Annotated in this window: 7 protein-coding genes; all 7 read left to right on the forward strand. The window is 68.1% G+C overall.

The genetic code is table 11. The features are described 5' to 3' along the window. Nucleotides 1-4: 4 nt before the first annotated feature. The gene (locus ISU10_RS02090) at nucleotides 5-637 is read left to right on the forward strand and encodes a hypothetical protein (RefSeq protein WP_194694714.1); all 633 of its coding nucleotides are present in this window, start codon (nucleotides 5-7) and stop codon (nucleotides 635-637) included. After that, nucleotides 634-1,461 (forward strand): J domain-containing protein, encoded by an 828-nt coding sequence (locus tag ISU10_RS02095; RefSeq protein ID WP_194694715.1) that lies wholly within the window; start codon nucleotides 634-636, stop codon nucleotides 1,459-1,461. The genes ISU10_RS02090 and ISU10_RS02095 overlap by 4 nt, the downstream gene beginning before the upstream one ends. Nucleotides 1,462-1,569: 108 nt before the next feature. Then, nucleotides 1,570-2,853 carry a hemolysin family protein gene (locus ISU10_RS02100; RefSeq protein ID WP_194694716.1) on the forward strand — a complete coding sequence of 428 codons (1,284 nt, stop codon included), beginning with the start codon at nucleotides 1,570-1,572 and terminating at the stop codon, nucleotides 2,851-2,853. A 274-nt stretch (nucleotides 2,854-3,127) separates the two neighbouring features. Then, nucleotides 3,128-6,619: a DNA-directed RNA polymerase subunit beta gene (gene rpoB / locus ISU10_RS02105; RefSeq protein WP_228499269.1), complete on the forward strand. Its 3,492-nt coding sequence runs from the start codon at nucleotides 3,128-3,130 to the stop codon at nucleotides 6,617-6,619. 126 nt (nucleotides 6,620-6,745) lie between these two features. Beyond that, on the forward strand, nucleotides 6,746-10,636 hold the full coding sequence (locus tag ISU10_RS02110; protein ID WP_194694718.1) for a DNA-directed RNA polymerase subunit beta': 3,891 nt from the start codon (nucleotides 6,746-6,748) through the stop codon (nucleotides 10,634-10,636). A 167-nt stretch (nucleotides 10,637-10,803) separates the two neighbouring features. After that, nucleotides 10,804-13,791 carry an ExeM/NucH family extracellular endonuclease gene (locus ISU10_RS02115; RefSeq protein WP_194694719.1) on the forward strand — a complete coding sequence of 996 codons (2,988 nt, stop codon included), beginning with the start codon at nucleotides 10,804-10,806 and terminating at the stop codon, nucleotides 13,789-13,791. Between the two features lie 87 nt (nucleotides 13,792-13,878). Beyond that, the gene (locus ISU10_RS02120) at nucleotides 13,879-15,138 is read left to right on the forward strand and encodes a geranylgeranyl reductase family protein (RefSeq protein WP_194694720.1); all 1,260 of its coding nucleotides are present in this window, start codon (nucleotides 13,879-13,881) and stop codon (nucleotides 15,136-15,138) included. The last annotated feature ends 1 nt before the right edge of the window (nucleotide 15,139 follow it).

Raw genomic sequence — 15,139 nt, forward strand, 5'->3', positions numbered from 1 at the left:
ACCCATGGCAACCACCGAGGTGGTCAATAGTTCCGAGGCGGTCGAGGTAGCGACCCCCTCCGAGGCGGCAGCCCGCGCACCGCGGTTCCGGCGCAACCTGCTGGCGGTGCTCGTGGCAGTGACCGTCGCTTCACTCGTGCTGCTGGTGTGGCTGATGTCCACGCGCGGCGTGGACGCCGTCGGCGTCTCGGGCGACCAGGAGCAGCTGCAGGGTGAGCGTGAGGCCGTGATGGCCCAGACCGAGCAGTTCATGCTGCGGATGGGCACCTATGGCCCGGACCTGCTCGATGCCAAGGGTGGAATGCCGCAGTACCGCGAGCGCGTCAAGGACGTGATCACGCCGAAGTTCGCGGTGTCGTTCGACAAGGAGGCGGCGACGGCCGAGCAGCTCGTCGCGCAGGCGGGCGTCTCTCGCCAGGCGAAGGTGTTCGCGACCGGCGTGTCGACCATCGACTCCGACTCCGCCACCGCGCTCGTCGCGGGCACCTTCACCGACAGCTATCCCCGAGGGGAGGGGAAGGACCGGACCGAGCAGGCCGGCGAGCCGACCCCCTTCAGGATCGAGGTCCGGCTGGTCAAGATCGACGGCACCTGGTTGGTCGACGACTTCACGCCGGTGACAGGGGAGGCCCGATGACCTCGCTCACGACCGCGCACATCACCGGGGGCCCCAGCTGGTACGACGTGCTGGGCGTGGAGCCGACCTCGTCCGAGGCCGACGTCCGCATCGCATGGAAGCAGGCGATCGCCGAGCTCGAGCCGTCGGACCGCCGGTTCCGCCTGCTCAACCAGGCCGCCGAGGTGCTCCTCGAACACGACCGCCGCGCGGCCTACGACGCCGAGCTGTTGTCTGCCGAGCTCGACGCGAGCCATCGCCTGCACGAGGAGACATCGGGGGAGCCCGAGGCAACCGCCACCGTCGTGCCGGGCGGGATCGTGCCGGGCGGGATCGTGCCGGGCTGGATCGTGCCGGGCTGGTTGCTGGTGACCGTTGCGGCCATCGCCGCGCTGGTGGTGGGGGCCTGCTCCGTGCTGGCCGCGACGGCACCGTCCGATGCGAGCATCGCCGACGCCACCCGTGCGGCCCAGGCCAGCGCCGAGCGGGCGATCGTTCCGATCCTGTCCTACGACGGCAGCCAGGCCGGCGATCTCGACGCCGACCAGCGCGCTGCCGAGGCCTACCTGACCGACGACTACCGCGCGGAGTACGCCAAGCTGTTCGAGGTCATCAAGGCCAACGCGCCGACGACCCGGACGAAGGTCACAGCCGAGGTCATCGCATCGGGCATCGTCCGCTCCGGCGAGAACCGCGTCTCCGTCCTGGTCTTCGTCAACCGCCCGACGACCAACAAGCAGCTCAAGGACCCGGTCGTCTACAAGGACCAGGTCACCGTCACCATGCAGAAGGTCGGCGACCAGTGGCTCGTCGACGATCTGGTGACCTCACCCGCCGGGGGCTGAGGGCTCGCCGGCGAGCTCCCTCCACCCGATTCGTATCCTGGAGCGCATGGACGACCCCCGAAGTACCAGCCATTCACCCGCGGCTCGGACCGGGGGTGAATGGGCCTGATGGACGGCCAGACCTTCCTCAACGTCGGCCTGGTCCTGGTCTTCGTCCTCGTCGGCGGCGTCTTCGCCGCGACCGAGATCGCGTTGGTCTCGCTGCGCGAGAGCCAGCTGACCCAACTCGAGCGTCAAGGCCCGCGGGGCGCGCGAGTCGCGCAGGTGGCGCGCGACCCCAACCGCTTCCTCGCAGCGGTCCAGATCGGGGTGACCGTCGCTGGATTCCTCTCCGCCGCCTACGGTGGCTCCACGCTGGCACCGGACCTGGCCCCGCACCTGGAGGTCCTCGGCCTGGGTGCGGAGCTGGCACAGACAGTGGCCCTGGTCGTGATGACGCTGATCATCGCCTACCTGTCCCTGGTGCTCGGCGAGCTGGTGCCCAAGCGGCTGGCCCTGCAGAAGTCTGCCGGGTTGTCGCTGGTCGTGGCGCCGGTGTTGGACCGCTTCGCGGTGCTGATGCGCCCGGTCATCTGGTTGCTCTCGATCTCGACCAACGCGGTGGTGCGCCTGGTGGGCGGGGACCCGCATGCCACGGCCGAGCAGGTGTCGGAGGAGGAGTTGCGCGAGCTCGTCTCCCACCATGAGGCGCTGGACGAGCAGGAACGTCGCATTCTGCGCGACGTCCTGCGGGCCACCGAGACCACGGTCAAGGAGGTCATGCGACCGCGCGGCGACGTCGAGTTCCTCAGCGCACGGACCTCACTCACCGAGGCCGCGGGCCGGATCCGCGACCTCCCCTACTCCCGCTACCCCATCACCGGCGACGGGTTCGATGACGTCGTCGGCTTCCTGCACGTCCGTGACCTGCTCGGGATCGCCACCGACGACCGGCGCCGAGTCGAGGACGTGCGCCGTCCGGTGCTGATGCTGCCAGCGACCAACCTGGTCCTGCCCTCCGTCGCCACCATGCGCCAACAGGGCACCCACCTCGCCGTCGTCGTCGACGAGTACGGCGGCACCGACGGCATCGTCACCCTGGAGGACCTCGTCGAGGAGCTCATCGGGGAGATCCGCGACGAGTACGACGCGCCGGGGCCCGGCGCTGCTGCTGAGGGAGACCCCGCCAGCATCGACGCCGGATGGAGCATCGAGGACTTCACCGAGGAGACCGGCATCCCCCTCGAGGACGGCGACTACGAGACGGTGGCCGGGTTCGTCATCTCCCGACTGGGACGAATCCCCGACCCCGGCGACACCGTCGAGGTCGAGGGTGCAGTCCTCGAAGTCACCGACATGGTCGGGCCACGGATCACCCAGCTCGCCCTGCATCCCGTGGCGCAGCCCGAGTGAGGTGCCGCTCAGACACCGAGGCAGCCCCCGCCGTACCGCTGCAGACCTCTTCCACAGGATTGGCCGATGTGCTTGACCTCGCCCATGGGGCGAGTCATCATCGACGTCAGCGACATGCACCCCACACGGGCTGGGCTTGTCTGCCCACTTGTGGCGCGCGCATGTTTACGCTATCGTGGCCCCTCGCGTCTGCTCTCAGATGCCCATCCGCCTGCCCGGTGGCCGATGGAGTGGTGGGAGACGCAATCACCCAGGACACGTCGAAGGACACCTGTTGGCCGCGCGCAGCTCCGCTGAAAATTCACGCCGCATCTCGTTCGCAAAGATCTCCGAGCCTCTCGAGCTCCCCCAGCTCCTCTCTCTCCAGACCGACAGCTTTGACTGGCTGGTCGGCAACGACGCCTGGACCGCCGAGGTCGCGCGTCGTCGTGAGGTGGGCGAGGACGTCTCCGAGAAGTCGGGTCTGCAGGAGATCTTCGAGGAGATCTCCCCGATCGAGGACTTCTCCGAGACCATGTCGCTCTCGTTCGAGGACCCGGTCTTCTACGACCCGAAGTACACCGTCGACGAGTGCAAGGAGAAGGACTTCACCTACTCCGCCCCGCTCTACGTCTCCGCCGAGTTCACCAACAACGAGACCGGCGAGATCAAGGGCCAGACCGTGTTCATGGGCGACTTCCCGCTCATGACGCCCAAGGGCACCTTCATCATCAACGGCACCGAGCGTGTCGTGGTCTCCCAGCTGGTCCGGTCGCCGGGCGTCTACTTCGAGCGCACCGCCGACAAGACCTCTGACAAGGACATCTACACCGCCAAGATCATCCCGAGCCGCGGTGCGTGGCTGGAGTTCGAGATCGACAAGCGCGACATGGTCGGGGTTCGCCTCGACCGCAAGCGCAAGCAGAACGTCACGGTGCTGCTCAAGGCCCTCGGCTGGACCAACGAGCAGATCCGCGAGGAGTTCGGCCAGTACGAGTCGATGATGCTGACCCTCGAGAAGGACCACACCGAGGCACAGCGTGACGCCCTGCTCGACATCTACCGCAAGCTCCGTCCGGGCGAGCCCCCGACGGAGGAGGCCGCGCAGACGCTGCTGAACAACTACTACTTCAACCCCAAGCGCTACGACCTGGCCAAGGTCGGTCGCTACAAGATCAACAAGAAGCTCGGGGTCCACGAGGCCTTCGACCAGCAGACGCTGACCATCGACGACATCGTCGCGACGATCCGCTACATCGTCCGCCTCCACAACGGCGACACGACATTGGCCGATGCCCAAGGTGCCGAGGTCAAGGACCTCGAGGGCAAGGTCATCGAGGTCCTGGCCGACGACATCGACCACTTCGGCAACCGGCGCATGCGCACGGTCGGCGAGCTGATCCAAAACCAGCTCCGCACCGGCCTGGCCCGCATGGAGCGGGTGGTCCGCGAGCGGATGACGACCCAGGACGTCGAGGCGATCACGCCGCAGTCCCTGATCAACATCCGTCCGGTGGTGGCGGCGCTGAAGGAGTTCTTCGGCACCAGCCAGCTCTCGCAGTTCATGGACCAGACCAACCCGATCTCGGGGCTGACCCACAAGCGTCGCCTCTCGGCGCTGGGCCCCGGCGGTCTGTCTCGTGACCGCGCCGGCATGGAGGTCCGCGACGTCCACCACAGCCACTACGGCCGGATGTGCCCGATCGAGACCCCTGAGGGTCCCAACATCGGTCTGATCGGCTCGCTGGCCTCCTACGGACGGATCAACCCGTTCGGCTTCGTCGAGACGCCCTACCGCAAGGTGGTCAAGGGCAAGGTCTCCGACCAGGTCGACTACCTGACCGCCGACGACGAGGGCAAGTACGTCATCGCGCAGGCCAACGCGCCGCTCGACGAGAAGGGCCGCTTCGTCGAGGAGCGGGTGCTGGTGCGCCAGCGCCACGGTGACGTGTCCGAGGTCTTGGCCGAGGACGTCGACTACATGGACGTCTCGCCGCGCCAGATGGTGTCGGTCGCGACCGCGCTGATCCCCTTCCTCGAGCACGACGACGCCAACCGCGCACTGATGGGCGCCAACATGCAGCGCCAGGCCGTGCCGCTCATCAGGAGCGACTCGCCCCTGGTCGGCACCGGCATCGAGTACCGCGCCGCCGTCGACGCCGGCGACGTGCTGGTGGCCGAGAAGCCCGGTGTGGTCAAGGAGGTCTCGGCCGACTTCATCGAGACGATGAACGACGACGGCACCTACCAGACCTACCGGCTGGCGAAGTTCCGCCGCTCCAACCAGGGCACCTGCATCAACCAGCGCCCGCTGGTGGCCGAGGGTGACCGGGTCGAGACCGGCTCGCCGATCGCTGACGGTCCGTGCACCGACAACGCCGAGATGGCGCTGGGCACCAACCTGCTGGTGGCGTTCATGCCGTGGCAGGGCCACAACTACGAGGACGCCATCATCCTCAGCCAGCGTCTGGTGCAGGAGGACATCCTCACCTCGATCCACATCGAGGAGCACGAGGTCGACGCCCGCGACACCAAGCTGGGTCCCGAGGAGATCACCCGCGACATCCCCAACGTCTCCGAGGAGATGCTGGCCGACCTCGACGAGCGCGGCATCATCCGCATCGGCGCCGAGGTCACCACGGGCGACATCCTGGTCGGCAAGGTCACGCCCAAGGGCGAGACCGAGCTCACCCCCGAGGAGCGCCTGCTCCGCGCGATCTTCGGCGAGAAGGCGCGCGAGGTGCGCGACACCTCGATGAAGGTGCCCCACGGTGAGTCCGGCACGGTCATCGGCGTGCGGGTCTTCGACCGCGAGGACGGCGACGAGCTGCCTCCGGGCGTCAACCAGCTGGTCCGCGTCTACGTCGCCCAGAAGCGCAAGATCTCGGTGGGCGACAAGCTCGCCGGGCGTCACGGCAACAAGGGCGTCATCGCCAAGATCCTGCCGATCGAGGACATGCCGTTCATGGAGGACGGCACGCCCGTCGACGTCGTGCTCAACCCGCTGGGTGTGCCGCGACGGATGAACATCGGCCAGATCCTCGAGCTGCACCTGGGGTGGCTGGCCAAGCAGGGCTGGGACCTCGACCTCCACGCCGACAAGACGTCGACGGCGTGGAAGGACAGCCTCATCAAGATCCACGCCGACAAGGCAGCCCCGAACACCAAGGTGGCGACACCGGTATTCGACGGCGCCAAGGAGGACGAGATCACTGGCCTGCTGGGTGCGACCCTGCCCAACCGCGACGGTGTGCGGATGATCGACGCGACGGGCAAGGCCAACCTGTTCGACGGCCGTTCCGGCGATCCGTTCCCGGACCCGGTGTCGGTCGGCTACATGTACATCCTCAAGCTGCACCACCTCGTCGACGACAAGATCCACGCACGCAGCACCGGCCCCTACTCGATGATCACGCAGCAGCCCCTGGGCGGTAAGGCCCAGTTCGGCGGCCAGCGGTTCGGCGAGATGGAGGTCTGGGCGATGGAGGCCTACGGCGCCGCCTACGCCCTGCAGGAGCTGCTGACGATCAAGTCCGACGACGTGCCTGGCCGCGTGAAGGTCTACGAGGCGATCGTCAAGGGCGAGAACATCCCCGACTCCGGCATCCCGGAGTCCTTCAAGGTGCTCGTCAAGGAGATGCAGTCGCTCTGCCTCAACGTCGAGGTGCTCTCGCAAGACGGCACCCCGATCGAGATGAAGGACGCCGAGGAAGACGTCTTCCGGGCGGCCGAGGAGCTCGGCATCGACCTGTCGCGCCGCGAGCCCAGCAGCGTCGAAGAAGTCTGAGGTGTGTGTCCCGTTCCGCGGGTTTCGTGACAGGCGCTAGCGCGCCTTCCTCAACCAGCGGGACGGGACCGCCCCAGTCCATCAGCCTCCAAGATTTCAGAAACTAACGAAGGACAAGTAGCCACCGTGCTCGATGTGAACTTCTTCGACCAGCTTCAGATCGGCCTGGCCACCGCGGAGGACATCCGCCAGTGGAGCCACGGCGAGGTCAAGAAGCCGGAGACCATCAACTACCGCACGCTCAAGCCCGAGCGTGACGGCCTCTTCTGCGAGAAGATCTTCGGTCCCACCCGGGACTGGGAGTGCTACTGCGGCAAGTACAAGCGCGTGCGCTTCAAGGGCATCATCTGCGAGCGCTGCGGTGTCGAGGTGACCCGCAGCAAGGTCCGCCGCGAGCGGATGGGCCACATCGAGCTCGCCGCGCCCGTGACCCACATCTGGTACTTCAAGGGCGTGCCGTCGCGGCTGGGCTACCTGCTCGACCTGGCGCCCAAGGACCTGGAGAAGGTCATCTACTTCGCCGCCTACATGATCACCGCCGTCGACGACGACGCCCGTCACCGCGACCTGTCCTCGCTCGAGAACAAGGTCGGCCTGGAGCGTGACCGCCTCGAGAAGCGTCGCGACAGCCAGGTCGACGAGCGTGCCAAGAAGCTCGAGGACGACCTCGCTGCCTTGGAGGCCGAGGGCGCCAAGGCTGACGCCCGGCGCAAGGTCAAGGACGGCGCCGAGCGCGAGATGAAGCAGATCCGTGACCGGGCCCAGCGCGAGCTGGACCGGCTGGAGGAGGTCTGGAGCACGTTCAAGGCGCTCAAGGTCCAAGACCTCATGGGCGACGAGATGCTCTACCGCGAGATGAAGAACTGGTTCGGCAAGTACTTCGAGGGCCACATGGGCGCTCAGGCCATCCAGCGTCGCCTCGAGACCTTCGACATCGACGCCGAGGTCGACAACCTCCGCGAGATCATCGCCACCGGCAAGGGGCAGCGCAAGGTGCGTGCCCTCAAGCGGCTCAAGGTCGTCGACGCGTTCCGCAAGACCAACAACAGTCCGCTGGGCATGGTCCTCGACGCGGTCCCGGTCATCCCGCCGGACCTTCGTCCGATGGTGCAGCTCGACGGTGGCCGCTTCGCCACCAGCGACCTCAACGACCTCTACCGCCGCGTCATCAACCGCAACAACCGGCTCAAGCGCCTGCTCGACCTCGGCGCGCCCGAGATCATCGTCAACAACGAGAAGCGGATGCTCCAGGAGGCCGTCGACTCGCTGTTCGACAACGGCCGCCGCGGTCGTCCGGTCACCGGTCCGGGCAACCGGCCGCTGAAGTCGCTGTCCGACATGCTCAAGGGCAAGCAGGGCCGCTTCCGCCAGAACCTCCTGGGCAAGCGCGTCGACTACTCCGGCCGCTCGGTCATCGTGTCGGGTCCGCAGCTGAAGCTGCACCAGTGCGGTCTGCCCAAGATGATGGCGCTGGAGCTGTTCAAGCCGTTCGTGATGAAGCGGCTGGTCGACCTCTCCCACGCCCAGAACATCAAGTCCGCCAAGCGGATGGTCGAGCGGGCGACCTCAGGCATGAGCCGCTACGCGATGGTCTGGGACGTGCTCGAAGAGGTGATCATGGAGCACCCGGTGCTGCTCAACCGCGCACCCACGCTCCACCGGCTCGGCATCCAGGCCTTCGAGCCCCAGCTGATCGAGGGCAAGGCCATCCAGATCCACCCGCTCGTGTGCGGTGCGTTCAACGCCGACTTCGACGGTGACCAGATGGCGGTGCACCTGCCGCTGTCGGCCGAGGCCCAGGCCGAGGCCCGGATCCTGATGCTGTCGACCAACAACATCCTCAAGCCGTCCGACGGTCGTCCGGTGACGATGCCGTCCCAGGACATGATCATCGGCCTGTTCTGGCTGACGACCGACCGCGAGGACGAGATCGGCGCAGGTCGCGCGTTCTCCTCCGCGGCCGAGGCGATCATGGCCTTCGACCGGGGCGAGATCACCTTGCAGAGCAAGGTGAAGATCCGCTTCACCGACATCGTGCCGCCGCTGGAGCTCGGGCTCGAGGACTGGGAGGAGGGCCAGTCGCTGACGCTGGAGACCACGCTGGGTCGCTCGCTGTTCAACGACACCCTGCCCGCCGACTACCCCTTCGTGAACTACGAGGTGGGCAAGAAGGCTCTCGGCACGATCGTCAACGACCTGGCCGAGCGCTACACCAAGGTCGAGGTCGCCGCGTCGCTCGACGCCCTCAAGGACGCCGGCTTCCACTGGGCGACCCGCTCGGGTGTCACGGTGTCGATCGACGACGTGACCACGCCCGACAAGAAGGCCGAGATCCTCTCGGCCTACGAGGACCGGGCCGCCAAGGTCCAGACCCAGTACGAACGCGGTCTGGTCACCGACGACGAGCGTCGCCAGGACCTCATCGAGATCTGGACGGAGGCCTCCAACAAGGTCGCCGCCGAGATGGAGTCCAACTTCGACAAGACCAACCCGATCTTCATGATGGTGAGCTCGGGTGCCTCCGGAAACATGATGCAGATCCGCCAGGTGGCGGCGATGCGTGGTCTGGTGGCCAACCCGAAGGGCGACATCATCCCGCGGCCCATCAAGGCCAACTTCCGCGAGGGCCTCTCGGTGCTGGAGTACTTCATCTCGACCCACGGTGCCCGCAAGGGTCTGGCCGACACCGCGCTGCGCACGGCTGACTCGGGTTACCTGACCCGTCGTCTGGTCGACGTGTCGCAGGACGTCATCATCCGCGAGGACGACTGCGGCACCGAGCGTGGCCTCGACAAGCGGATCGGCGTCAAGGGCGAGGACGGCACCGTTCGCAAGGACGACAACGCCGAGACCTCCGCCTACGCCCGCACCTCGGCCGGCGAGATCACCCACCCCGAGACCGGCGAGGTGCTGGCAGCGGCGGGTGACGACCTGGGCGACGTCAAGATCGGCGAGCTGGTCGCGGCCGGCATCGAGGTCGTCAAGGTGCGCTCCGTCCTCACCTGCGACGCCAAGACCGGCACGTGTGCCAAGTGCTACGGCCGGTCGCTGGCGACGGGCAAGCTCGTCGACATCGGCGAGGCGGTCGGCATCATCGCCGCCCAGTCGATCGGTGAGCCCGGCACGCAGCTGACCATGCGTACCTTCCACACCGGTGGCGTGGCTTCGGCCGAGGACATCACCCAGGGTCTGCCGCGTGTGCAGGAGATCTTCGAGGCTCGCGTGCCCAAGGGACGTGCGCCGATCGCCGAGGCTGCCGGCCGCGTCGAGATCGAGGAGACCGACAAGACGCGCAAGGTGCTCATCACCCCCGACGACGGGTCGGAGGTCCAGGAGTACCCCGTGTCCAAGCGCTCGCGCCTGCTGGTGGGTGACGGAGACCACGTCGACGTCGGCCAGAAGCTGATCGTCGGCACCGAGGACCCCCACGACGTACTCCGCATCCTCGGAGTCCGCACTGCCCAGGAGCACCTGGTGCAGGAGGTCCAGGCGGTCTACCGCAGCCAGGGTGTGTCGATCCACGACAAGCACATCGAGATCATCGTGCGGCAGATGCTGCGCCGGGTCACGGTCATCGAGTCGGGCGACACCAACATCTTGCCGGCCGACCTGGTCGACCGGGTGCTGTTCGAGACCGAGAACCGTCGCGTGGTGTCCGAGGGCGGCAAGCCCGCCTCCGGCCGCCCGGTGCTGATGGGCATCACCAAGGCATCGCTGGCCACTGAGTCGTGGCTCTCGGCCGCCTCCTTCCAGGAGACGACCCGGGTGCTCACCGACGCGGCCATCCACGCCCGCTCCGACAGCCTTCGCGGCCTGAAGGAGAACGTGATCATCGGCAAGCTGATCCCCGCCGGCACCGGCCTGGAGCGTTACCGCAACATCCGGGTGGAGCCGACCGAGGAGGCGCGCGCGGCGGCCTACTCCGTGACCGGTTACGACAACTACGACTACGAGTTCGGCAGCGCGAGCCAGCCCGTGGCCCTCGACGACTTCGACTTCGGCCCGTTCCAGAACTGACGACGATCGTCTCCGGCGGCCCCGGCTCCTCACGGAGCCGGGGCCGTTGCTTTGTCGTCGGCCGTTCACGCCATGGTCTGTCCATGGTCGGTGCGCCGGGTTAGGGTTCCCCGATCAGCGGAGCTCGGCAGCGGAGCTCGGCAGCGGAGCTCGGCAAGGGAGATCTGATGAGGCGTCAGTGGCGTACGGCGGTTTCGGGACTCATCGCGGCGGTGACCGGACTCGGGCTGGCGGTGGTGGGCAACGTCGGTGCTGCATCGGCCGCCCCCACGGACCTGTTCTTCTCCGAGTACATCGAGGGCTCCTCGAACAACAAGGCGCTGGAGATCTACAACGGCACAGGGACCGGCATCAACCTGGCCACCGCGACCTACAACGTCCAGATGTTCTTCAACGGCTCGTCGACTGCCGGCCTGACGATCAACCTGACCGGAACCGTCGCCGCCGGTGATGTCTTCGTCCTGGCGCAGGGCAGCGCCAACGCGACGATCCTGGCGCAGGCCGACCAGACCAACGGCTCGGGCTGGTTCAACGGAGACGACGCAGTCGTGCTGCGCAAGGGCACCACCGTCGTGGACGTCATCGGTCAGGTCGGCTTCGACCCTGGCGCCGAGTGGGGCACGGGTCTGACCAGCACAGCCGACAACACCTTGCGACGCAAGGCGACGATCGAGGCGGGCGACACCGACGGCGGCGACGCCTTCGATCCCGCCGTCCAGTGGGACGGCTTCGCGACCGACACCTTCGGCGACCTCGGCTCCCACCTCGCGCCGCCGCGACTGACCTGTCCTGCCGTGGCGACCGACGAAGGCACCGCGGTCGATGCGCCCGTGAGCGCCACCGACCGCGATGGGACCATCGTCGACATCGCGGTCACGGCGATCGCGCCTTCGGATCCGGGCACCATCACCCGCACCGCGTTCGCCCCGTCCCCCTCGGTGGGCCAGGCCGCCACGGCGACCTTCACGGCCTCGGATGCCACCCCCGTCGGCGCCTACCGCCTGACCGTCGTGGCGACCAACAGCGACGGCGTTCCCCAGACCGGCACCTGCACGCTGAGCATCGGGGTCTTCCCGGTCTCGGTGTGCGGTCAGCCCGCCCTGCCGATCCATGACGTGCAGGGCGCCGGCGCCAGCACGCCGATGCAGGGTCAGATCGTGATGATCGAGGGCATCGTGACCGGCGACTACCAAGGTCAGGGCGGCTTCGGCGGCTACTACGTCCAGGACGAGGACGGCACCGAGGACGCCGATCCGAACACCTCCGAAGGCATCTTCGTGTTCGACACCGCCACTGACGTCGATCCGGGCGACGTCGTGCGAGTCGTCGGTTTCGCCAGTGAGTTCGGCGGCCAGACGCAGGTCTCCAGCGTGCATGACACGCTTGTCTGCGCGACGGGAGCATCCGTCACACCGGTGACTCTGGAGATGCCGCTCGTCGGCGACCTCGCGAGCGAGCGTGAGCCCTACGAAGGCATGCTCGTCGAGGTCGACCAGGAGCTCACCGTGACCGAGGTGTTCACTCTCGCCCGGTTCGGGGAGGTCGACCTCTCCGTGGGCGGGCGGCTGGAGACCCCGACCAACGCCGTCGCGCCGGGTGGTGCGGCGATGGCGCTGCAGGATGCGAACGACCGCAGACGGATCCTGCTCGACGACGGCCTCAACACCCAGAACCCCGGTTCGGTGGCCTACCCGCAGGGGGGCCTCTCGGCCGACAACACGCTGCGCGTCGGCGACACCCTGCCGGGCCTGACCGGCGTCCTCGGCTTCGGGTTCAGCCGCTACCGCGTGCAGCCCGTCGGTCCGATCGAGTTCGACCACGCCAACCCGCGTCCGGCGGCCCCGGCCGAGGTGGGTGGGGAGGCGCGCGTGGCGGCGTTCAACGTCCTCAACTACTTCAACGGAGACGGTGCGGGCGGTGGCTTCCCGACCCCGCGTGGTGCCAACACGCCGTTCGAGTTCGATCGTCAGCGCGACAAGATCATCGCGGCGATCAGCGAGCTCGACGCCGACGTCCTGGGCCTGATGGAGCTCGAGAACGACGACACAGGCACCGAGTACGGCGCCGTCGAGGACCTCGTCGACGGGCTCAACGACGCCCTCGGCGCCGGCACCTACGACTTCATCGACACGGGCGTCATCGGCACGGACGCGATCCGCGTCGGGATCCTCTACCAGCCGGCCCGGGTGACCCCGCTCGGCGACTACGCCCTCATCGACTCGACCGTCGATTCGCGCTTCGACGACAACCTCAATCGGCCGTCGCTGGCCCAGAGCTTCGAGGTCAACGGCGACGGCGCGGTCTTCACCGCGGTCGTCAACCACCTCAAGTCCAAGGGCTCCGACTGCAACGCGGTCGGCGACCCCGACGCCCTCGACGGTCAGGGCAACTGCAACCTGACCCGGACCAGGGCGGCCGAGGCCCTGGTGGACTGGTTGGCGAGCGACCCGACCGGGAGCGGAGACTCGGACGTCATCTTGCTGGGAGACATGAACTCCTACGCCCAGGAGGACCCGATCACGGTCTTCCGCGACGCCGGGTACGTCGACACCATCAGCGAGTTCGTCGGCGATGACGGCTACTCCTACGTCTTCGGTGGCCAGTCCGGCTACCTCGACCACGCCCTGGCCAGCCCCAACCTGGCCGCTCAGGTCTCGGGCGTCACCGAATGGCACCTCAACGCCGACGAGCCGGTCGCCCTCGACTACAACACCGAGTTCAAGTCGGATGAGCAGATCTCGGACTTCTACTCGCCCGAGCCCTATCGGGCCTCCGACCACGATCCGGTGCTCGTGGGCCTGGACCTGGTGTCCTACGACTTCTCCGGCTTCCTGCCGCCGATCGCGGCACTGCCGGCCGCCAACAGCGTGAAGGCGGGCAGCTCGGTGCCGATCAAGTTCCGGCTGGGCGGCGACCAGGGTCTCGACATCTTCCGAGATGGCTCGCCGACCTCGACGCCGGTCAACTGCACGACCCTGGCGCCGACCGGGCCGGCCGCGGAGCTCCAGACCAACGGAGGTCTCACCTACCGCTCCGACATCGACACCTACTCGCTGACCTGGAAGACCACGAAGTCCTGGACGGGCTGCCGGTTGCTGACCCTCGAGCTGCTCGACGGGACCACCCAGCAGGCACTCTTCCGGTTCGCCAAGTGACGAGGTGACACCGCGGTGACACGATCGAGGTAGCGGCGATCTGGGTCTGATTGGGCGAGGCGAATCCCGCCTGGGACACTTGCGAGTGTGAATGCCGCTGCGACACGCACCGATGTGCTCGTCGTCGGCGCCGGACCGGCGGGGTCGGCGGCGGCGGCCTGGGCGGCGCAGAGCGGGTACGACGTGCTGCTCGCCGACGCCGCGGTCTTCCCGCGCGACAAGACGTGCGGTGACGGACTCACCCCCCGGGCGATCGGCGAGCTGCAGCGACTCGGTCTCGAGGACTGGCTGCGCGCCCACACGGTCAACCAGGGGCTGCGCGCCCATGGCTTCGGGCAGACCCTGTTGCTGCCGTGGCCCGGCGGCAACCTGCCCGACTGGGGCTCGGCCGTCGCGCGCACCGAGCTCGACGACCACCTGCGGACCACCGCGATCAAGGCGGGTGCCGATGCCGTCGACGGCGTCCGCGCGGTCGGCGTACGCAGGGAGGGCGACCGGGTCGCGGCCGTCGAGTTCGCGCGCGGTTCCCGCGGGTCATCATCAGGAGGGGAGCGGTTCGAGATCGCCTGCGACCGTCTGGTTGTCGCCGACGGTGTGCGATCGCCGCTGGGCAAGCTGCTCGGGCGGGAGTGGCACCGGGAGACCGTGTACGGCGTGGCCGGACGCTCCTACGCCGACTCCACGATGTCCGACGACCCGTGGATCAGCAGCCACCTCGAGCTGCGTGACGAGCAGGGCACCGTGCTCAGCGGCTACGGCTGGATCTTCCCGCTGGGCAACGGCGAGGTGAACGTCGGCGTCGGCACCCTCGCGACCGCCAAGCGACCAGCCGACATCGCGGTCAAGCCGCTGATGGCGCACTACGCCGAGCAGCGGCGGGTCGACTTCGGCCTCGGTGAGGAGCTGCGGATGCCCACCAGCGCGCTGCTGCCGATGGGCGGGGCCGTGTCGGGCGTCGCCGGAGCGAACTGGGCACTGATCGGCGACGCGGCCGCCTGCGTCAACCCGCTCAACGGCGAGGGCATCGACTACGGCCTGGAGACCGGTCGGCTCGTGGTCGAGACGATGGCCGAGCACGACGACCTGTCCGAGGCGTGGCCGGCGCTGCTGCGCGACCACTACGGCGAGGCGTTCTCGATCGCCCGGCGGCTGGCGGGGCTGGTCACCATCCCGCGGCTGCTGTCGACCCTCGGCCCGGCGGGCATGCGATCCGACTGGCTGATGACGCTGGCACTGCGGTGGATGGGCAACCTGGTCACCGACGAGGACCGCGACCGGGCAGCCCGGGTCTGGCGCTGGGCTGGGCGTCGGTCGATCGCCCGCGACGCGCGCGCGCCGTTCGCGTAGA

Source organism: Nocardioides agariphilus, from assembly GCF_015352445.1.
In the GTDB taxonomy this organism is placed as follows: Bacteria; Actinomycetota; Actinomycetes; order Propionibacteriales; family Nocardioidaceae; genus Nocardioides; species Nocardioides agariphilus.